We start from the raw sequence: 21138 nt of genomic DNA on the forward strand, positions 1-21138 counted from the left end.
GAGGCTGACGTTTGATTTAACGCTCATCTATCTACTTTGTTTTCTGACCATGACCATTTATATTGGCAATTTATCTTATCAAGCCACAGAAGAAGATATTCGCGAGGTTTTTACCGAATACGGGGAAGTTAAGCGAGTTGTCCTGCCGATAGATCGCGAAACTGGCCGCATGCGCGGCTTTGCGTTTGTAGAGATGTCGAGCGACGATCATGAAAATAGCGCGATCGCTGACCTAGACGGGGCGGAATGGATGGGACGCCAACTGAAGGTCAATAAGGCAAAGCCTAAGGAAAGTAGCGGCGGCGGCGCTCGTCGCAGTTATTAGATATTTTCTTAGTTTGCAATTTCTTACGCTTTAGCCGCTGGTTCAAAGCAGTTTTGGCGCGATAGGCTCGATCCCTGCCAAGTCCAATATAGGCGGAATCAAGTCTTCTCGTCGGACTGCCATCATATGGACGCCCTGACAGAGATCGGCAGCCGCGCGCACTTGTTCGGCGGCGATCGCTATCCCTTCTTGGAGCGGATCGGCGGCTTTTTCTAGGCGCGCGATCACCCAATCGGGGATAGTGACGCCCGGTACGTTACGGTTGATGAAATGGGCATTCTTTGCAGATTTCAATAAAAAGATTCCTGCCAAGACGGGCTTTCCGTAGGGTGCAGCAATTTGGGTCATAAATTTCTCAAGGCAGTCGAAATCGACAATCAACTGACTTTGAAAAAATTGAGCGCCAGCTTCAATCTTGCGCTCAAAGCGTCGCTGCAAACTGGACCAGCTTGCCAGCTGCGGATCGATGGCCGCGCCAGCAAATAACTGGACCGCGCCGTCGGGCAAGGGTTTATCGTTCGCGTCCAGACCTGCATTGAGCTTTTGAATGGTTTGCAACAGGCGGACGGACTCTAGATCGAACACGGCCCTCGCTTTTGGATAGTCTCCAGCCGCGATCGGGTCGCCTGTCAAAGCCAGTATGTTGCCGATCCCGAGCGCTGAGGCTCCCATTAAATCGGCTTGGAGCGCAATGCGGTTGCGATCGCGGCAGGCCATCTGGCAAATGGGTTCGAGGCCATGCTGTTGCAGGAGAATAGCAGCGGCAAGGGAAGACATCCGCATGACGGCGCGGCTGCCATCCGTCAAGTTGATTGCATGAACTCGGCTTTTAAGGTGTAGGGCCTGCTCTAGCATGTGTTGGGGGTTTCCGCCTTTAGGGGGCGCAACCTCAGCCGTGATCAAAAAATCTCGGGATTGAATCGCAGTTTTCAAGATCGATGTCGGCATCTGAGTTAGAGAAGAAGAGTCAACTGTCATTGGCGCGAGGATGAGGATGAGTAGCCTCGCAGACGAAGCAATGAGCCGAACGAGACGTCAATGAGTGAGATGAGTGTATCAAAATAACTTGCAAACGTCGCTTCATTGCAGCCCTTGGAATAAAGGAAATCGTGCCGCTAGAGAGTTCTGGTGTAGCCTAGGGCATCTTTGGCCGCTTGGAGCGTCTGCCGAGCTAAGACTTCAGCTCGACCGCGTCCCTGCTGCAAAACGGCCTCGAGCTGGCTGCGATCGCCCATCAGGTCGCGATAGTTGGATTGAATGGGTTGGAGTGCCTCAATGATGGTTTCGGCGAGTAAGGGTTTAAACTGTCCCCATCCCATATCCGCACATTCTGCGGTCACGTCTGCCTTGGATTTTCCAGACAGCAACCAATACAACGTCAGTAAATTCTGGCACTCGGGCCGTTCCGGGTCGTCGAACGCCAGCCCGCGCACTGGGTCCGTTTTGCACCGCTTTACTTTATTGCGAATCGCGTCGGGAGAATCCAGGAGGTTAATACGGCTCTGCTCCGAGGGATCGGACTTGGACATTTTCTTAGTGCCGTCCGTCAAGCTCATCACCCTCGCGCCCTCGGGGCGAATGAGGGGTTCGGGAACTTTAAGGATGGGGGCTTTAGGATGGCCGAACTGGAAGTTAAACCGGGCTGCAATATCCCGAGTGAGCTCTAGGTGCTGCTTTTGGTCTTCCCCGACGGGGACGAGATCGGCTTGATAGAGCAATATATCGGCAGCTTGCAAAACCGGATAATCGAGGAGTCCAATGCTCACCTCTTCGCCCTGCTTGATCGCTTTCTCCTTGAATTGAATCATGCGCTCCAGCCAGTTGAGAGGCGTGATGCAGTTAAGCAGCCATGCCAGTTCTGCATGGGCTGAAACGTGAGATTGAACAAAAATTGTGGTGCTATCGGGGTCTAATCCGCAGGCGAGGTAGAGCGCCGCTAGGGTATAGGTATTTTCGGCTAGGGTTTTAGGGTCGTGGGGGACGGTAATGGCGTGCAGATCGGCAATAAAGAAATAGTTTTCATACTCATACTGTTCGCTGACCCAAGTCTTCAGAGCACCTAGATAATTGCCTAAATGGAGGCTGCCCGTCGGCTGTACCCCTGAAAGAACGCGTTTTTGTCCCATACTTCAAGATTCGATTAGACGAGAAATCAGCAGCAGCAGGCGTGGGTGTTCCGAAAATTTAGATTCTCGGACTCGTGGAGGCTCATGCGCTCAAACGATGGCGGACAGGTTCAGATTATTAGTTTACGTGAATTTAAGGACTCAAGCCTACTGGGATTTGTCATTATGAGCCTTAGCGAAAAAATCTTTGCCTGCAGTCAGCCTGCAATCTCTAAAGGCCCAAGGGCTTGGGATCGATTTTAGTCATGAAACCCTAACAAAGCTGCAAAACCTTAAGAAGCAAAGATTCTGAGTTATAAAAAAAGGCGCTAACGCTTGTCGCTCTGGTGGGAGAGCACAGAGATCGCTCCGCAAGATCGCGGAAATGTTGGAGTAGGGCATCTAAAGAAAGTCCAGTAGATTTACGGTATGAAAATAGACCGTTGAGTCGCTATATTGAATACGTTGATTGGGCTGTCATACCCCCCGCATGGCCCACGTAGTCCCCGAAATGGCAAACTTCTCCGAAAGGAAAGGGCGCAAATTAGCAGGCCTAATCCAAACAGCATTGAGGGGTATGGATGCTGCTAGTGCCGAAGGGACTTTTCCTCTTCTTGACAATGAGCGCCGCGCGACGAGGTCCGCTTGCTGCTCTAAATAAAAGGCGATCGCCTCTAAAAATTTCCCGAATTGAGGTTGACGGTCGTTCGAGTTTTGACAAACGACGAGTCTGTTTGGGCATCAGCAAGGTCGAGTCAAAACAGAACCTTTTTTAGGTCGATCCGTTGAATTTTTTACCGCTTGCCGATCGGTTCCTTTCTAGTTCATGCTAGCTTTGACGACTGTTTCTATTCTCGTAATACAGCTAATATGCGATCGCTTATTTTAACTCTAGCTTGCCTGTGCTTGGCCGGCCCCGCAATGGCCACCACTTGTGAAGAAAGCTTTCAGAAAAAGGGCGACTTCCTCGACGGAAGTGCTTTTTCAGCGCGAGTCCAGGTTGAAGGGGGCACGGTTGAAAAAGCATTTTCTCAGTTGCGTCCTATTTTGGCGCGCGATGGCATCAAGACGCTCAGTTCCGATATCAGCACGGGCGTACTGAAGGCCGAAAACCCCGCGACTCTATTTCAGCGCGCTTTGCCAATTGACGTGTTTGCCTCTGTAGATGGCACGCTGCTCAATGTAGAAATGGTTTTTACCCTCCCCAGCGGGGTGGGTGCAAGTCGAGAGACGGTGAAAAAACACCTGTGCGGCGCGCTCAATCAATTGTTGCCCAAGGTCGATCTGGCCGCGACACCACCCGTGAAAGCTGATTCGGCGACCATTGCGGTTGAGGCAAAGATGCTGGCCAAACAAGTGAAGGAGTCGGCGAATAATCCCGCTCGACTGCGGGTAAATTTTATCGGCAAGATCTTTGAGGTGAGTGGAAAGGTTCTCAGCATCGCGGAGAATGCTAGCTCCTATACGGTGGCGTTCGATGGCGACCCACTTGTCACGGGTAAAGTCTCGACGGAAAAAGCGAATCGCACGACCGTTCTGTGTGCGATGGCCAAAAACCAAGATGCAGCAGTTGCAGCGTTGCAGCCCGATCGACGTGCGACTTTAGTCGGTCGCTTCCAAGGGTTTGACAGCAAAGCGAATACCATTCAGCTCCAAGACTGCATCGGACGCTGAGGGAGAAGGCTCCTGCCGATGAAGTCTAAAATTTAACTCAGCAATCAAATTCACAGAAAGAGAGTTAGAACTTTCAGCCTTTGTCTCTTCCCCTGTGACCCGCTCCCAATGCTACCCCTCGCGATCGCTTAAACGATTCGACTGCATGCTTATGCTTCATCGGCTTGCGGATAGCGACTGCGACCTACCCTTGCTTGGGGCGGGTCGATGGCATTAGCGAGTATCGCCGTTGGAATCATTGGCAATGCTGGAATCAGGCAGATCAGCCACTGGTTCAAAGTGAGGGGTGCAGTGGCGAATAGGGTATTCATGACGCTTACCTGACTGAAGAGAATTTGTAGCACGATCGCGCTGACGATGCCAATGATGATGGCTGGCGCGTTGGTCATCGCGGTCGACTGGCGACGGAATCTAGCGACCAAGCTGATGCCTAACTGACTGATACTCAACAAGTAAACGATTCGGGCGGCAACGAGCGCTTGAATGGCCATAGTCCGAGCCACTGCTACATAACCCGTTGTCGATTTTGCCCACTCAAAGATACCGAAGATTAGCAGCCAGTTGAAGATAGAGACGATCGAGATGCGGCGAAGGAGATTTCTCGATAATAAAGGTTCCTTAGGGTTGAGGGGTGGCTGTTGCATCACGCCTCTAGACTTAGGCTCAAAGGCAAGGGGAACGGTCATGGTCACGGAGTTGATCATGTTCAGCCACAGTACCTGTAGTGAAAGAATGGGAAGGTCTCTCGCCAATAGCGCGCTGATCAAAATGGTCATTGACTCGCCCCCATTCACAGGTAACAGAAAGGCGATCGCTTTGCGCAGGTTTTGATAGACGGTTCGCCCTTCTTCGACGGCGGCAGAAATGGAGGCAAAATTATCATCGGTCAGTAGCATCGCCGCCGCTTCCCGTGCCACGTCCGTTCCTGCTTTACCCATGGCGATGCCAATATCGGCTTGCTTGAGCGCGGGGGCATCGTTCACGCCATCGCCCGTCATGGCTACCACTTCACCCTTGGACTGTAATGCTTCCACAAGCTGCAATTTTTGGACGGGAGCAACCCTAGCAAATACATCGCCCTCCTCAACGGCCTGAGCCAATTGAGAATCGTCCATTTGTGCCAGGTGCTGTCCTTCAAATGCCATTACCTGAGCCGATTTTTGAATGCCCATGCGCTGGGCGATTGCCCTAGCCGTCGTAATGTGATCGCCAGTAATCATCTTGACCTGAATTCCTGCTGAGTGACAGACTCGTACTGCTGCGATCGCCTCTGGACGGGGTGGATCGATCATGCCTTGCAATCCCAGAAACACCAATCCGGTTTCCAGATCGTCGTGGTCGATGGCATGCTGATGGGGGTTCACTTCTTTTCTGGCAAAGGCAAGCACTCGCAAGCCCTGAGCCGCCATGGTTTCTATCGATTTCTCAATCAGGTCGCGATCGAGGGAGATCGCCTGACCCTGAGCATCCCACATCTGCGAACAGCGGCTCAAGATCGCTTCCACGGAACCTTTGACATAGATCAGGCGTGGCGAAGCGTCCTGCAAGGTCGCCATATACTGATATTGGGATTCAAAGGGAATTGAATCCAATCGCGGCATCGAAGCAGCCAATCCAGACTGGCTGAGTCCAGCTTTTTGAGCCGCTGCAATCAACGCGCCCTCAGTGGGGTCGCCCACCACCGACCATTCGTTGTCTGTTTGGTCTAAGCGAGAATCATTGCAAAGCAAACCCGCTCTTAAACAGTCTTCTAAAGTGGGAGTGAGTTCATCTCCATCTGAGCCTCCCGTGATGCTGTGGGCGGTAGGAACGATCTCTCCTTTGGGACTGTAGCCGCTACCGCTCACCTCATACACCTGTCCGCCTGCATAGATGCGCTGCACCGTCATTTGGTTTTCTGTCAGCGTACCTGTCTTATCCGAACAAATCACCGTAGCGCTCCCCAAGGTTTCCACCGCTGGCAGCTTGCGAATAATGGCATGGCGGGCGGCCATTCGGTTGACCCCAATCGCCAACGTAATCGTAACGACAGCCGGAAGGCCTTCGGGAATGGCACTGACCGCTAAAGCAATGGCGGCCTCAAACATATAAACCCAGGATTCGCCTTGCCCCAGCCCGATCGCAAACGTGAGGGTCGCCAGGGTCAAAATCCCGTAAAGCAGGGTCTGACTGAACTTGGCAAACTTACGAGTGAGGGGGGTACTCAGACTGACACGCTGTTCCATGGATTGCGAGATCTGACCCACTTCGGTGGCATTTGCTGTGGCAACGACGATGCCTTTGCCCTGACCGAAGGTGGCAAAACTGCCTGCGTAGGCCATATTATTGCGCTCTGCCAAGGGAGTATTGTTCGGTAGTGGCTGGGTTGATTTATGCACTGGAACGGACTCTCCCGTCAGCGCAGACTCATCCACCTGTAAATTCCGAACGCTCAAAAGCCTTAAATCCGCCGGAACCTTGTCCCCCGAAGCCAGTAACACCACATCTCCGGGTACCAAATCTGGCGACGGAATTCGCAGGATTTGCCCATCCCGGAGCACCGTCGCTTCGGTGATCACTGCTTTTGCCAACGAGGCGATCGCCCCTTCAGCCTTGGCTTCTTGAACGTAGCCAATGACGGCATTGATCAGCGTCACCCCCCAAATCACTGCCGCATTAACCCACGAACCCAAAAATGCTTTCACACCACCTGCTAGCAGCAGAATGTAGAGTAGCGGCTGATTGAACTGCAACAGAAATCTAAGCCAAGCAGGCTTCCCTGGCTTAAATTGCAGTTCATTCCAACCATATCGTTCGTAGCGTCGAGCCACCTCTTCCGCCGTCAAGCCCTTTTCTAGATCGCTGTTGAAGGATTGGAGAATCTCTTGTTCAGGCAATTCATGATGAGATGGCGATTGTAATTTAGCTGACATCATGACCTCAGCGGCTCTGTAAAATTCTCTTAATTCAGTCCTTTTGCTAATGTAGGATTCCGTTTTTTGTAAATTTAACGGGGAGAAGGGAAGAAGAGCACTGGACACCAGCTCAGGCGAAGTAACTCTGCCGCAAAGCTGGAAACAATCCACTCCTGAAATTTCCCAATTGTTCCGCTAGAAATCGCGATCGCGCTAATTTCATCCATTTGAGCCAGCTCTAAAATCTCGGAGAGCGGAGTTCCTCGACGAAAGTCTATGGTTACTTGTAAATTTGCTGCCTCTAGATCGACTTTTGCGTTGGAAAGAATGTTGCGCTCTGTCTGGGTAGGTATGCTATCCGTAACCCAACAGAGCATGCAGCGCTCCAGAAAACGACCAGCCTGTTTTTGAGCCAACTGCTTGACCTGTTTTACTAAAAAGTTAGAAGCTTCGCAGCCATCGTAGGGAATCAGTATATAGCGCAACAGATGCTGACAACGGAGCGTCAACTCCTCAGTCGTAAAGGCAGCAATTAACTGAGGACGGAGGATCAAGAGCGGGATAGTCGTTCGGCGAGATAATTCAGACATCGTGCTTCCCCTCAGTATGTCGATCGGTGAGTTGTGAATCTGGGAACCCAGCACGATCAATTCGGATTGATAGCTTTTAGCAACCTTAAGAATCGTCTGAACGGGTTGCCCTGATTGCACCTCAATTTTGACGTCTACCGTAGTGGGACTATTTTCAACTGCGGCTGTGAGTCGGGATTGAGATTGTTCTATTTTCTCGCTATCAATCTTGGGAATAATGCCTGTTTCTGAGAGAGGAACGACATGGAGAAAAACAATTTGCTTTATCCCTCCATCTGACAAACTGGCCGCAAAATATGCGAGACGATGCAAACCATCACTAAAATCCGTACAAATTAAAATCCTTTCAAACATAGATTTCTACCTAAGAAAATTGTTTTAACTCAAAATACGTTTAATATCGAGCACTGGGTAACACCCAAAGATCCAAAAGCTCTCCCACGCTCAAACCCAAGACGGCGATCGCAATTAAACCCCAAAATGTACGAATTTGACTGAGATTGAAAAACCGCATTTCATTCCAGGCCAAGAAGGTGGTGAGAAATGGAATAAGGGCAAGTGGTAAAAACAGAGACGATGTAAAGGCTATCGTTACTGAGATACTGGCTGTTAAAGCCAGAAGTAATAGGCTAGGAATACGCTCAATGACTTGCTCGATCCATCTGCTGCCAGCCCAAGACAGGGTCATCGCTAAAGCAACGATCAACAAACCTATAAACCAAATAACGTGGTGAGCCACTAGATTCCACCCCACCAGAGCATAGGCAAACCAGAGTAGGATCAGCGCTAGCCAAGGCAGTCTACTAGGTGAATTCACTTCTATGTCTAGGTCGTTAACTTTCATGAGCGGAATTAGAATCTTTAATACATAAGAATTTATCGACGTTTTTTAAATTATTAGTTTTTCCTATGATTTATTCTTAATCGAAGGAATTTTAGATTTGCATCAGTATCCAGTCCTCCATCATGACAGATCCCTCGATTTACTGAATCATCCATAAGTAGCAACTTTGGGATTGGCAAACTAGAAATGGCGACGTTAGCTTGCTTCTTTTCGGCGGATTTCCTCGACCTGTCCAACCACAAACACTAGGGTAAAAGGTTGCCCCATCTCGCGTTGCACAAACGATTCCAGAAGGGCAACCTGTCTGGGTGTAATGGGTTCTCTAGCCCGCACATTGAGCCGGACTTCGGGAGGATTGGCTAACCAGTTCGTCTTGGTGCTCAATAGATCCAGTCGTTGAAAGGTAATGGTGCGATTTAACAATGCCTGCCGTAAACTGGCTTCTAGCTGTGCCTGCCTCACCAGCCGGGAAAAACTGAACCCTAAAGGAATCAGCAGGATTGCGGTAAACGTCAGTATCCAAACCAGTGCTTTACGGGCATGGCGAAAGGATGCATAACCTGCCAGTGAAAAAGTGACCATGCAAGATAGGGTGATGCCCAGCAGGTTGGTGAGATAGAGCAACATTGCTCCCTGGCTCAGGTTCCAGTTTGCCTGAGACAGCCCTAAGCCAATCACGCAAATGGGTGGCATTAGGGCAACTGCGATCGCTGTTCCGGCAAGACTCTCTGAGATTTTTGGCTGCACTTTTGCGTAACCGCTGATGCCTCCTGCCGCGACCGCAATCCCCAAATCCAGCAGCGTAGGTTCCGATCGCGCCAGTACTTCGCTGCCAAAGTTAGAAATGCCGACCACCAGACCCAATGTCCAGGCTAGGGCTACGGCCAGCGCAGTCCCCACAGCAACTGCGACCAAACCACGCCGAAACAGCGCGATATTTCCTGCCAGCGCCCCAAACGCAAGGCCCCGAATCGGCATCATCAGCGGGGCAATAATCATCGCGCCAATAATCACCGCTGTGCTGTTGGACAATAGACCAAAGGTGGCGATCGCACAGGAACTAATAATCAAAATCAGGTAAGAGGGATCGGGCGTGGATTCTGCCAGTAACCCTGTTTGAAGCTGCTGCGACTGAATCAAGCTCTTTCCCTGATGTCTGAAAGCTCTGAAGCGATCGCGGAGATCGGTCAGCACAGCTTGCCTCCTCTGAATCATTCCAGCATCTTGCATTTCTGCCCAGCATCCCACATGTGATTGTAGCGCTTGCGTTCTGATGGGTTGAAGATAGGGATGGTTGGATCTTGGGAGGGCAGCAGTCAATGGATGCGACATTGAGTGAAATGGCGATCGAGACAAACCTGAAGCAATTTTTGCTGGTGCTGTCGATTTCCTTGAGTGTGGCAACCTTGCCCCGCATTTTTAGCTGGTTTCGGCAGATCCCCTACACCCTCTTGCTGGTGATTGTGGGGTTGGGGTTGGCCTTTGTGGATGTGCGCCTGGTGGATTTGTCGCCAGCGCTGATTTTGTCCATCTTTTTACCACCGCTGCTATTTGAAGCCGCCTGGAACTTGAAGTGGTCAGAACTGAAGCAGGAACTATTGCCCATTGGTCTCTACGCCGTGTTTGGGGTCACGATCGCGATCGCAGGTATCGCGCTGGGGCTGAATCAACTGGCAGGCGTGCCGCTCGCGACAGCACTGCCGATCGGAGCCAGTTTGTCTGCGACCGATCCGGTGTCAGTCATTGCCTTATTTCGAGAACTGGGTGTCGGCAGTCGGCTCAGCGTTTTGATGGAAGGGGAAAGCCTGTTTAACGATGGCATGGCCGTGGTTGCCTTCAGTTTTTTGGTTGCCCTGCCCATGGGCACAGCAGATTTATCCCTGCAATCAGCCGCGATTGAGTTTGGGCGCGTGGTCGGTATCGGCATTGCAGTTGCCAGTCTGATTGGCTTTGGCATCTCTTATCTGACGCAACGGTTTGACTTGCCGCTCGTCGAGCAATCGTTGACGTTAGTGTCGGCCTACGGCACCTATTTGATCGTCGAGGATTTGGGAGGTTCTGGGGTAATTGGGGTGGTGACGATGGGCTTGATTTTGGGGAACTTTGGTTCCCGGATTGGCATGAACCCCCGGACTCGGATTATTGTCAGCGAGTTTTGGGAATTCCTGGCATTTTTCGTCAACTCGATTGTTTTCCTGCTGATTGGCGATCAAATTCGGTTCAATATCCTGGGGCAAAACCTCACGATCGTTGCCATTACGCTGATTGCGATGATCGTCACACGGGCGATCGCCCTTTACAGCTTGAGCGCTTTGAGCAATCGTTTCACTGAGTCTACAATTCCGCTCAAGGAACAAACGGTACTTTGGTGGGGAGGGCTGCGCGGATCGGTGTCGATTGCGTTGGCGTTGAGTGTCCCGGTGAGTTTGCCCGATCGAGAAAAAATTATCGCCACTGTGTTTGGGGTGGTGTTGTTCACCTTGCTGGTACAAGGATTGACGATTAAACCCCTTCTAGAGAGGCTCAACCTGCTGGGGAATCAGCCTTTGCAGCAGCAATTTTCAGAAGCGATCGCCCGGTTATCTGCATTGAAACGGGTGTTACAGCACCTCGGTCAGTCTGGCAATCGTCCGGCGATTGAGCCAGAGTTCTACCGTTATCAGGAATCTTTGATTAAAGGAGAACTGGTGCGGCTGGAGGAAGAGATTGAGACTTTACAAGATGAGCATCCTGATTTACGGGCGTTTGCTGCCGAGCAATTCCGGTCAGAACTACTGGTCATTGAGGCAGATACCTATGCTGAATTTGTGCGGGCTGGACGACTAAACCGGGAATTATCTCCTTTTCTCCAGAAAGATATTTCATCAGAAGAGAAATGAATGGCGATCGCCGTTTTCAAGAAGCGGCAAAGACAGCGGCGTGGGTTGCGACGGGGGTTTGACCATTGCATTATCTTGCTAAACTGGTCCTCAGACCTTCGCCCTGCGATCGTAGGGGAATCGCCTAGGCCAGAGGGCGAGCTTCCCGCCGAGCGCGTGCCACTCAACCCAATCTCTCGTCACCCAACCGAATTATGCAAATCCGCCGTCGTCCCCCCAACCCTGCCATTGCAGTTGAAGCCTTAAGCTACAGAATTACAGCCGATGATGCAGAGCCGCGCAACATTCTTGAAAAAATTGTCTGGCATAAAGACAAAGAAGTAGACAAAATGCGCGAGGTCGTGCCGCTGGCGGAGCTGCGCAAACAGCTTAACGATATGCCTGCGCCCTTAAACTTTTTAGAGGCGCTGCGTCGCGGCAAAACCTCCCCCGCCCTCATTGCCGAAGTCAAAAAGGCATCGCCCAGCAAAGGGGTCTTTCGCGAACCATTCAATCCAGTTGAAATTGCCCGAGCTTACGAGGCCGCTGGGGCGAGCTGTCTTTCGGTATTGACCGATGTGGCGTTTTTTCAGGGTAGCTTTGAATACCTCAAGCAGATCCGTCAAGCCGTACAGATTCCGCTGTTGTGCAAAGACTTTGTACTAGCGCCCTATCAGATTTTCTTAGCGCGATCGCGAGGGGCCGATGCGGTTCTCCTGATTGCGGCGATTTTGCCCGATCGAGACTTGACCTATTTTCTCAAAATCGCGAAGTCCGTGGGGATGACTGCTTTGGTTGAGGTGCATACCCTGGCAGAACTGGATCGGGTTTTGGCACTCCCTGAGGTTGAGTTAGTCGGCATTAATAACCGCAATCTCGAGGATTTTTCGGTTTCTTTGGATGTCACCTGCGACCTGATCGCTCAGCGACAGGAAGCTATTTCAGAGAAAGAAATCTCGATCGTGAGCGAGTCTGGCTTACATACGCCTGCCGACGTGCAAACCGTTGCTAACGCAGGAGCAACGGCAGTTCTCATTGGCGAATCTTTAATCAAGGAAGATCCGTCAGAGCCTGCTTTTGACAGCGAACAAGCGCGGATGAAAGCAAAAGTCTCGGTTTTGTTTGGGGCAGAGTAGGGCAAAGAAGAGATGCGGGAAAGGAAGAAGGCGATCGCCTCCGCCCAATCGAGGCTCCCGTGGCGATCGCCCACCCTAGTCAGTTGTCGCGCGTTCTAATGCCCAGACGAATATCGCCAGGGCACTACGAGACAATCGCGCGGCTGAGGGCCCAGGCAACTTGGGGTACAAATATCCAACCATGGGCATCGCCACCCTGGGGATCGACGATGAACTTGCTGCTCTCAAGGTTGTGCAACTTGCCCGATTGCCACGAGTAGGGCTGGCCAGTCGGCAGTAGCTCTTTAGTACTGGGGAAGATTTCGCCAACTTCCATTTTCTGCGCCCCATTGCTACCGAGACCGCCATACTCGTCATCGGCATCGCCAAAGCCACTCGTTTTGTCCTGTCCGATGCGCGACGCAGCTGGGTAGGCCAAGCCGACGGCCTTGTCGTTCTTGGTATGCGTAATCAGGATCGGGCCGACAACGCGCTTGCGATCCACCACACTTCGGAAAAATCCGTTGCGCTGCTTTGAGAAACTGTTGTGTGAAAAAGCAGCCTGCAACAGCGCCAGGCTTTGCAGCTTATTTGTCGTAGAGTTGGCAGCTGCCGCCGTCACCACGCGTCCGCCAAAACTATGTCCGGCCAGGTGAATGCGCTCGACCTGCCCTGCTAGCCGATCGACGAGCGGGGCGAGGCCATTCTTCCCCACGGTTCCAGCGCGCTGCTTCATTTCAAAGTAGGTCGTGAGATTGAGCAACGTGCTGACCGCATTGGCAGCACCGGAAAAGACGTTGCCAACCGCAGCCGCTCGCCCAGAGGCATCTTTCGGGCCTTTGCGACTGGTTGCTGGAGGAGTGAACGGTGCCGCAGCAGGCGCTTGCGTTGCATTTTTAAAGATGACATCAGCCGGCCCTCGGAAAAAGACAGCAGCGGCATCTTCCTTGGTCTGCTCGCTCGCTTTCGAGCCATCTGGGTCGAGAAGGGTGCGGAGCGTTTCTACAAACGTTTGCTGCGCCTTGGTATCGCTCTCCAGCTTCGGGACGAGTTCGCGCAGCACGGCTAAACGCGCTTCGTCACCCTCGTCGTCGAAGAGCGGCGCGGCGCGATCGATGGCTGCAAGCATAGCCGCTTCCGACGCTACTTTGTTCGCGCCCTCGCCGACTGACGCAGCCCCACTTGCAACTTTGAAGGCCGCAGGCGGTTGCGTCATTAACTCGTCGAATTTCTTGGAAGGCCAAATGACGCCAACGATCGCGAGTTTGCGTTGGGCGATTTCCGCATCGTTGGCTGTGACATCGACAAAGTTCCCGAAAAGTTTGCGGTACAGATTTTCGGCTTCATCGCGGTTGTTATTCCAGCCGTGGGACATGACGATGAGGTCTGTGGTGCCAGCCGGGACCGTTGGCTGGCTTAAAAGCTTGCCTTCTTTGTCAAATTCAGCAGCACTGTAGGGAATGCCTTTGATATCGTTCATGGTTAACCCCCTGGGTTTAGGTGTTGAAAAACATCAGACGGATTGAATGGCGCGCATGAGATCCACTAGCCCAAAGCCCTGGAAATAGCGATCGCGACCCAGATCGGTGGCTGTTGAGGTAAAAATTTGCTTGATTTTTTCGGCTTCTCCAATAAATTCGCTGCGGATGGAGAGGAAGGCGGCGATCGCACCGCTGACGTGGGGGGCCGCCATACTGGTACCGCTGTTTTCAAAGTACGCGCATTCATGGTCGCCAAATTCATCAGCGACCAGCGTGCTATTGGCTGCGGCACAGGAAATAATTTTCTCGCCCGGTGCGAGCAGGTCGGGCTTGTAGCGACCGTCCCCCGTAGGACCTTTGGAAGAGAAATAAGAGACGCCGTACATGTGCGGGCTGTCGCGATGGGTCGAGCCGACCGTAATCGCGCATTCGGCGTTGCCGGGATCGTTGATGGTGAGGTCGAGGCAAGTGTCGCTGCCGCCTTCATTGGTTTGAAGGGTGCCGTAACCCGTGTTGCCTGCCGCAACCACGACGACAACCCCCGATTTGACGAGGCGGTTGACTTCAACGCAGAGGGGACTGTGCCCGCAGGCAAACCATTTGGGATCGAAAGAATGCCCTAGGCTGAGGTTGACGCCGTGGATCTTGAGGTCGCGCCCGTGACCGTTGATCCGCTGAACGTGGGCGATCGCCGCGATGACGTTGCTTGCATTCCCCATGCCAAACTCATCGAGTACTTTAATACTCACGAGCTTGCACTTGGGGGCCATACCACTAATCGCCTCCAGCGTCATTTTGCGAATCGTCGTGGTTTCATTGTTGGCATCGAGTTCCTGCGATACGGCGAGCATCTTTTTCTCGGCATCTTTATCCTTAGAATCTTTTTGTAAAAACTGCTCGCCCGCAATAATTCCGGCGACATGGGTACCGTGTCCAAACTTATCCTCTAGAGGACTTGGCCCCCCTGGTGCATTGGTGAAATCTGCATGGTACGGCGAGGCGACGTCAATGTTTTTATGGAGCGCAAAATGGGGATGCAGGCCGTCAATTCCAGTATCCATCACGGCCCAAGTTACCCCATCCCCCGATGCAGTAAAGGAATTCCTGGCAGCATCCACCTTAATCGTGCGGATCGAGCGGGTGACGCAGCTGCGAACCTCAAAATCAGGCCAGATATGATGGATGGTGCGGAATCGCGCTCGCTCGCTTTCTGGTACGGTCTCGATTGCTCGGTCGGTCGCCTCGCCCGTCCGTCTGAGGGCTTGCTCGACATCTTCGTTTTGCGGTGTTTGTTTTGCCCGATTGCATAACTTCTGGGCTTCTTTCTGGTCGATCTCGACCAGTTTCTGGATAACTTTACCCTCCAGCGTGGCAAACACATATTGATTGCTCATCTCGGTTTTGAGCGTATCGATGCATTGATCCGGGTCGTTCACCTTAGCAGCTTTCTTTGCCTTATCGATATAGCGTTGGATCAGGGTTTTGGCCAGAAGACGCTGGTCGGGGTGCTTGATCTTGGCTTTTCCACCTAAATCGTCGGCGATCTCAAAAGGATTGAAGTTCAGATTAATGTCAATAATCACAGTGAATCGCGTGGGCCAGATTCGCTCTACCGCAGATAGCCGATCGGCGGCAGCCATCCTCAGCAACTGACGAATTACGGGGCCTTCAAGGGAAGCCAAAACGACAGCACCGCTGACAAATTCGCTTTCAACTGGAGTTGAATCCAAACTTTGCGCTGTCTTGGCACCAACAATTTCTGCAACTTCAGGAAGTAGATCGCGAATCTGTTTCAATGCTGCTTCTGCATCGCCAGGAAAATTCGATCGCAGAAAAATTGCAGTATTGTGGGTTTCGTTCAGCTGGGGGTATTGTTTGAGAACCTTCTGTGTAATGTCAAGCTCCTGCTCGATTTGCTCTAGCAGGGGAACCGCAATGACCGAACGCGCTAATTTATTGGGGCGGAATGGTTGTGGTTTGCGGTTAGAATTTAGACGCTGAAAGTTCGTCATGATTGTTTGTGCAGGAACGCGCGCGAAGGCTGATTCAACAAAGGCCATCCAATCATGCTGTACGGATCCCAAAAGCAGGTACAAGCCGACGCAACCAATTTTATCAGCATGTCCAGGCTTTTCTGATATTTAGACAGACGAGATCGACAAAGCAATCGCCCTATCAGTCGTTTAAGCGGACTGTAATTCACAGTCTATCTTACCAAAGCATTTAGACTGAATTTAATATTTTATTTTTACCTTTTATCCATCAGCTAAATCGAATCATTTATTAAATAATCTTTACACGATCGAGCTTTAAAAAAGCTCTGCAATCGACTTCATCTTGGCTTGCAAAGGATGGATTGCTGGTGTTATGCGGAGTCAACAGATATGAATCGAACTATAAATCGATCGTCTTTGACGATAAACATCGTTACAACTTGACTTCATCGCAAGAAGCTAGCCGAACAATAAATATCAAGATATTTATTGTAAATATTTATAGTGGAATCAAAACCATATGTGCCAATAAATATCCAACGCTGCCAGAGACATAAAACCATCAGCCGTAAAGTTGCTGAGATTGCCTCACTACAGCACCTAAATACTAGACGGCCCAAAGGGTAGCGCGCGGGCAAACCGCAAGAGCGATCGCCCCACCTGGACGTGCGCTTCATCCGGCTCCACAGGAATGATATTTGCAGGCGTTCCTTGGCCGCACTGTGCGACAACCCGATTTGCAGCCTCCAACCCCGTTACGTAAGCTTTTTCTTGAGACCAAGACCCGTGACGATTCACAATCCAATCGCCGCTTAAAAATAGATTGGGAACGCTAGTCGTGCTGGGTAATAGATAGCGATAGCTGCCAGGGGCAAAATGAGTGACGGCTCTGGGTAGGCGCACGATGCCGTAATCCACGACCTTCGCCTCCCGGAAGGCAGGAAGGCAGGTAGACAAGTCCTGCTGCACCATCTTCAGGATATCGGCATCATCCATCGCCAAAAATTGATTGGCATGGTAAAAATCTGCTTCGACGACAGTGCCCGGTTCGCCCGCATAAGCATCGTGGAGGGCGTTCAGGTCGAAGAACGTCCAGCCCGTGGTGGGATGGAACCCGAAGCAGGCGTTGGAGGGGTTGGGGATGGATACCTTGCGATCGAGCCAGATCCGCGTTGCGAGCACATCCACCGCACCCAGGTTCATGACGTTGGTAAACTCGGTGCGCTGGCGCAGGCTGGTGCTATTGCGCACGATATTTTGCAGTCCTGTAATGCCCACGGCAAAAATGACCGCATCGGCTTCAAAAACTTCATCGCCGCAGACGACCGCATTGGCGCGTCCGGTCTCGTCGAGGCACACATCCGTCACGCGGCGCTGGGTCAGGAGCTTGCCGCCAGAAGATTGGATGCGATCGCACCATGGCCGAAATATTTTTTCCCCCACTGTACCGCGACACCACACCACATCGAAATCGTTTTGGTGGGCCAAGATGAAGTAGTACAGCATTCCCAAAGCTGCCGCCGCCGAGCATTGCTCTCCAGAGGCAAACAGCCCCACCAAGAGCATGGGTTCAAAGGCTTCGCGGTACAGCCGCTCCGAAACATTGTATTGGCGAAAGAGTTCGCGGGCGCTGATGCTGTCGTAGCGCCGCCATGCTTCATCGGAGTTGTCGAAGTCTAGGACGGCTTGGATCAGAGGAAATGCAGAGAGGCGATCGGCGAGGGGTAGGCGGGGAAATTGAGGATAGGCAAAGGTACCCAAGGGCATGGGCAGGCGCGGCAGATTTTGGAAAATGGGCGAAATGGCTTCAACACCCTCAGGAGAATATTGCGTGGAGCGCGTCCAGTCTGTGAAGGGTTTGAGGCCGAGGCGGTCTACCAGGGCAAAAATATTGCGGTAGGGGTACCAAAATCCATGAATCCCAGCTTCAAGGGCGCGACCTTCGGCGGTTTGCCAGCCTGCTACGAGTCCGCCAGGATATGCGCCTGCTTCTAGGAGCGTGACTTGATAACCTTGCGTGCAGAGATGATAGGCAGCACCTAGCCCTGCCCAACCTGCACCCACTACTACGACGCGATGGGAATTAGATTTCAACATTGAAAGTAACGAAAGGACTGGTTTGTGTAGACAATTTGATGCCAGAGCAGATTGACCTGTTTATATAACCTAGCGACTTATCAGAAATTTCTCAATTCATCAGCAATAGAGAGCAGGTAAAGTCTCAATCAATTTTTCAGAATCGAGCCATCTAACGTTCCGCCTCACCCGCCGCTAATAACCTTTTGAACTCAACGAAAAGGCTCCAAACGGTCGGGTGCAAGTGGATTCTTATGTTGTATCTATTGCTTCCCACAAATGAGGATATTCCTGATTGTCTAGCATTGATGTAATTGGGCTACCAACCAAGCTACTATCAAAATGCTCAGAGACTTCTATCATAGCGAACATAGCCAAATCACCTAACCATTCAATCAATTCAGATTCAAGTTCCTCCTCCGTTTGGATAAACACACGACGCACACGAGTTGATGGATCTTCGAGAACTAAATATTCAATCAATTCAGATTCAAGTTCCTCCTCCGTTTGGATAAACACACGACGCACACGAGTTGATGGATCTTCGAGAACTAAATCGTAATCCCATCCCCAAGCTGTGTCTGTATACTTAGCCTGATGCTGTAAATATCGAACTTCATAACCTTGAATAAGATCTGAAGTACTGAGAATGGGCTTTCCGGCTTGCACATCCTGTGACTTCTTCACCCATAATTCTGGGTTTTTGTGCCAATTTGGAACTTGAGGAATAACCATAATATATGCCCGCTGCTCTGGATCTTTGACAGGCAACTCTGCTGCCACCTCCCATCCTCGATGAAGGAAATCCAGAATTTTCGACGGAATAGTCATCTCAATAATTGATGGTTGTAACTGTCAAGGCTTCTTAAACCCAATACTTGTATACAGAATTACGTACTACTCTTCAACCGAGAACTTAAGCAACATAACGGGTCGCTTCGCCAGCCGCAGACTGGCTTCGCTTGAAAAGCATGATACCTTGGTGGCCTGGTGCTTGCGAATTGTTCTGTCGGCGAAAAACACTTTATCGATGAGCTTCCATATAGGCTCGCAACAGACGATTAATCTGCGTCTGGTAGCCACGACCTTGCTGCTTAAACCATTCCAAGACATCGCTATCAATCCGTAACGTCACTTGGTCTTTATTTTTCGCAGACGGCAAACCGCCTCGCTGCACCACTGCCTTCGCAAACTGCTCTGGCGTAATTTCCGGGCAATCTGACAAATCAATGTCTTCATCCGTCATGGCATCCACTCTAGCCCAATCAGTTTGAGATTTGCGCGTAATAGGTTCTTTGCTCATACTTGGTTGCCTTTCTCACTGAAATTAACCGCATTACCTCACCGCGATCGGTATAAACAACGGCGACAACTCGACCTTGCAACAAGCCAAAGGCTACAAATCGCTGCTCGCCATAACGATATCGATCGTCCTCAACCGTAACAATATCGCCGTCAAACACTTCCTCAATATCGAGGAAATCAATGCCATGCTTGTCTAGGTTAGCGAGACGTTTTTCTTCATCCCATTCAAACTCCATCGCCGAATGACCAACGTAACCCTCTCAATTGTAGCTACAATCTGTAACTACAACCATTGGAAAATCCCAGTTTTTCAAGTCTTAACAATTCACGATCGATTTCAAAATCCTGCCGCAACCTATAAAGCAGACGACAGAACGCCCCAAATCAGCAGCGGCTAGCATCCTCTGCCTCTCAACCAACCCTCTCTATTCCGTCCGCTGCATTTGGATTATGCGGCGCGCTATGCCGATCGCAATCTAACTGACATGTGCGGACGCATCGATCGCCTTCACAATCTCCTGAAATGGTACAGATTCTAAAACAGACAGAAGATTGACTGCTTTAGCCAGCAAATATGGTTTATCTTCATAATCATCCTTGCTTGGCAAAACAATCTGGATTGGCTTACCTCGATCGTCAACTCCTTTTTCAAACACAAGCAAGCGTGGACTGGGATGACTGACTGACATCCAATGGTTCTGCTGGAGATAGCTAACCACTTCAGCAACGTGAAGTTCCTGGATTTGGGGGTAACTTGACAAAACTTCAGGGGTCATTACCATTCTCCTGTTTTGACATTCTCTATCAAGGTTAGCAAAGATTCTGGGGTGAGGCGTTGCGATCGCGGGATTCTAATTCTCACAGACTGGCGATTTTCGCTGAGGCTACCGCTGAGGTATTCCCAGTAGCAGGTTCCTTGCAATCTGAGTTGTGTTTCTTCACAAATGAGCCATTGCGCGGAATCCAAGGGCAGGGCTAACAAAATCAGGATACAGGGTGTTGCGGTTCTCATGCTGCGCCTGAGAATCAAATCATTGTAGGTCTTTGCTTCCAAGTCATAGACAACCTGGGTATCGTCGAGTTGCCATTGGGTCGAGGCTTTGAGTTGGAAACTGAGGGAAAAGCCAGATTCAACCCGACGATTCTGACGCACCACAACCTCATCAAAGCTGCCGTCTACACCGTAGTCATATTCTCGAATGGCTAAATTGAGTGCAGCGCGTCCAGCGATCGCCCGAACGTAGGCGCGGCTTAATGCTTCAGCAATATGTTGGTCAGTGAGCACGATCGCTTACGGTGACTAGGATGAGTGACCGAATCGTAGCATAAGCTATCACCAGATTCATTCTAACAAAGGGCGATTGCTACAAAATATTGGTAATTCGTCATAAGGTTTATTCCAACTCTCAAAAACCTGATTCTCTAATTTCTCAATCATTTCCCTAGATGGATTAAACTCCAATGCTTGCCAAACAGCAAGGATCGCTGCAAACCCGACAATTATTGGATTAGTATCTGTTGTCAATCCCTCGATTTTTGTTATGGTCACATGGCAATTTACTCTTGAGCTGTCAGCAACGCAAATTCGACACCTATCTTTGCACCTTGTTTCCAATCCTCATAACCGTTTGCTGGAACTGATTCGATATAACCTTGACTATAAAAGCCACGACCGTTGCAATCTACAACTACAACTACAGTAGATACCTCCGACGAAAAGTAAATCCCAACTTCACATTCGGCAAAATGTGGCTTTCCATTTTTATATCGAGCAAAACGCTCTTTAGATATTCTTATCTTGGGTGCCCCTACCAAGAGTTCAAGCCGCATAACGGCTTGGGCGTCAGCGGTGGCAAGTATTTTCGAGTTGTTACCAG

The 21138-nt window shown here is 50.9% G+C and carries 21 protein-coding genes and 1 riboswitch; of the genes, 5 read left to right on the forward strand and 16 right to left on the reverse strand.

The window, feature by feature from the left end; translation table 11 throughout:
* Positions 1-49 precede the first annotated feature (49 nt).
* A complete protein-coding gene (locus tag R6H26_RS24695) occupies positions 50-325 on the forward strand; it encodes an RNA recognition motif domain-containing protein (protein WP_404786334.1) in 276 nt (91 codons plus the stop codon).
* A gap of 42 nt (positions 326-367) precedes the next feature.
* Here R6H26_RS24695 and R6H26_RS24700 read toward each other — a convergent pair whose 3' ends face one another.
* Together R6H26_RS24700 and trpS are read right to left on the reverse strand one after the other, a co-directional pair.
* Positions 368-1273 (reverse strand): methylenetetrahydrofolate reductase, encoded by a 906-nt coding sequence (locus tag R6H26_RS24700; protein ID WP_404791443.1) that lies wholly within the window; start codon positions 1271-1273, stop codon positions 368-370.
* Positions 1274-1440: 167 nt separating this feature from the next.
* Entirely contained in the window at positions 1441-2451 is a 1011-nt protein-coding gene (gene trpS / locus R6H26_RS24705) for a tryptophan--tRNA ligase (protein WP_404786336.1), read from the reverse strand.
* Between the two features lie 482 nt (positions 2452-2933).
* Positions 2934-3028: riboswitch (cyclic di-GMP riboswitch) on the forward strand.
* Between the two features lie 323 nt (positions 3029-3351).
* Between trpS and R6H26_RS24710 the strand changes: the two genes are divergently transcribed.
* Positions 3352-4104, forward strand: coding sequence for a hypothetical protein (locus R6H26_RS24710; RefSeq protein WP_404786337.1), 753 nt, complete (start codon positions 3352-3354; stop codon positions 4102-4104).
* Between the two features lie 149 nt (positions 4105-4253).
* Here the strand turns inward: R6H26_RS24710 and R6H26_RS24715 are convergent, their stop codons facing one another.
* The 4 genes from R6H26_RS24715 to R6H26_RS24730 all read right to left on the reverse strand — a co-directional run bounded on the left by R6H26_RS24715 (position 4254) and on the right by R6H26_RS24730 (position 9626).
* On the reverse strand, positions 4254-7019 hold the full coding sequence (locus R6H26_RS24715) for a cation-transporting P-type ATPase (protein WP_404786339.1): 2766 nt from the start codon (positions 7017-7019) through the stop codon (positions 4254-4256).
* Between the two features lie 71 nt (positions 7020-7090).
* On the reverse strand, positions 7091-7942 hold the full coding sequence (locus R6H26_RS24720) for a universal stress protein (protein ID WP_404786341.1): 852 nt from the start codon (positions 7940-7942) through the stop codon (positions 7091-7093).
* A 40-nt stretch (positions 7943-7982) separates the two neighbouring features.
* On the reverse strand, positions 7983-8432 hold the full coding sequence (locus tag R6H26_RS24725) for a hypothetical protein (RefSeq protein ID WP_404786343.1): 450 nt from the start codon (positions 8430-8432) through the stop codon (positions 7983-7985).
* Between the two features lie 195 nt (positions 8433-8627).
* Positions 8628-9626 (reverse strand): DUF389 domain-containing protein, encoded by a 999-nt coding sequence (locus R6H26_RS24730; protein WP_404786344.1) that lies wholly within the window; start codon positions 9624-9626, stop codon positions 8628-8630.
* A 125-nt stretch (positions 9627-9751) separates the two neighbouring features.
* Between R6H26_RS24730 and R6H26_RS24735 the strand changes: the two genes are divergently transcribed.
* Together R6H26_RS24735 and trpC are read left to right on the forward strand one after the other, a co-directional pair.
* Positions 9752-11311 (forward strand): cation:proton antiporter, encoded by a 1560-nt coding sequence (locus tag R6H26_RS24735; protein WP_404786345.1) that lies wholly within the window; start codon positions 9752-9754, stop codon positions 11309-11311.
* A 194-nt stretch (positions 11312-11505) separates the two neighbouring features.
* The gene (gene trpC / locus R6H26_RS24740) at positions 11506-12426 is read left to right on the forward strand and encodes an indole-3-glycerol phosphate synthase TrpC (protein WP_404786347.1); all 921 of its coding nucleotides are present in this window, start codon (positions 11506-11508) and stop codon (positions 12424-12426) included.
* Positions 12427-12550: 124 nt separating this feature from the next.
* Here the strand turns inward: trpC and R6H26_RS24745 are convergent, their stop codons facing one another.
* The 6 genes from R6H26_RS24745 to R6H26_RS24770 form a co-directional block, all read right to left on the reverse strand.
* Positions 12551-13885 (reverse strand): hypothetical protein, encoded by a 1335-nt coding sequence (locus R6H26_RS24745; protein WP_404786349.1) that lies wholly within the window; start codon positions 13883-13885, stop codon positions 12551-12553.
* A 33-nt stretch (positions 13886-13918) separates the two neighbouring features.
* Positions 13919-15898, reverse strand: a complete 1980-nt coding sequence (locus R6H26_RS24750) for a S8 family peptidase (RefSeq protein ID WP_404786351.1) — start codon at positions 15896-15898, stop codon at positions 13919-13921.
* Positions 15899-16480: 582 nt separating this feature from the next.
* Positions 16481-17977, reverse strand: coding sequence for an FAD-dependent oxidoreductase (locus tag R6H26_RS24755; protein ID WP_404786353.1), 1497 nt, complete (start codon positions 17975-17977; stop codon positions 16481-16483).
* 231 nt (positions 17978-18208) lie between these two features.
* Entirely contained in the window at positions 18209-18787 is a 579-nt protein-coding gene (locus R6H26_RS24760; RefSeq protein WP_404786354.1) for a hypothetical protein, read from the reverse strand.
* A 193-nt stretch (positions 18788-18980) separates the two neighbouring features.
* Positions 18981-19259 carry a BrnA antitoxin family protein gene (locus R6H26_RS24765; protein WP_404786356.1) on the reverse strand — a complete coding sequence of 93 codons (279 nt, stop codon included), beginning with the start codon at positions 19257-19259 and terminating at the stop codon, positions 18981-18983.
* The gene (locus R6H26_RS24770) at positions 19222-19497 is read right to left on the reverse strand and encodes a BrnT family toxin (protein WP_404786358.1); all 276 of its coding nucleotides are present in this window, start codon (positions 19495-19497) and stop codon (positions 19222-19224) included. Before R6H26_RS24770 ends, R6H26_RS24765 begins: the two co-directional genes overlap by 38 nt.
* A 6-nt stretch (positions 19498-19503) precedes the next feature.
* On the opposite strand from R6H26_RS24770, the gene R6H26_RS24775 reads away from it, so the two are divergent.
* Positions 19504-19659, forward strand: coding sequence for a hypothetical protein (locus R6H26_RS24775; protein ID WP_404786359.1), 156 nt, complete (start codon positions 19504-19506; stop codon positions 19657-19659).
* Between the two features lie 78 nt (positions 19660-19737).
* Here the strand turns inward: R6H26_RS24775 and R6H26_RS24780 are convergent, their stop codons facing one another.
* From R6H26_RS24780 to R6H26_RS24795, 4 genes are read right to left on the reverse strand one after another with little or no spacing between them, the layout of a single operon-like run.
* Entirely contained in the window at positions 19738-20037 is a 300-nt protein-coding gene (locus tag R6H26_RS24780) for a hypothetical protein (RefSeq protein ID WP_404786360.1), read from the reverse strand.
* A complete protein-coding gene (locus tag R6H26_RS24785) occupies positions 20037-20546 on the reverse strand; it encodes a DUF4365 domain-containing protein (protein WP_404786361.1) in 510 nt (169 codons plus the stop codon). The genes R6H26_RS24780 and R6H26_RS24785 overlap by 1 nt, the downstream gene beginning before the upstream one ends.
* Before the next feature lie 57 nt (positions 20547-20603).
* A complete protein-coding gene (locus R6H26_RS24790) occupies positions 20604-20810 on the reverse strand; it encodes a hypothetical protein (RefSeq protein ID WP_404786363.1) in 207 nt (68 codons plus the stop codon).
* An 8-nt stretch (positions 20811-20818) separates the two neighbouring features.
* A complete protein-coding gene (locus R6H26_RS24795; RefSeq protein WP_404786364.1) occupies positions 20819-21091 on the reverse strand; it encodes a hypothetical protein in 273 nt (90 codons plus the stop codon).
* Positions 21092-21138: the final 47 nt, after the last annotated feature.

This window comes from Altericista sp. CCNU0014 (assembly GCF_044923475.1).
GTDB lineage: Bacteria > Cyanobacteriota > Cyanobacteriia > Thermosynechococcales > Thermosynechococcaceae > JAAURS01.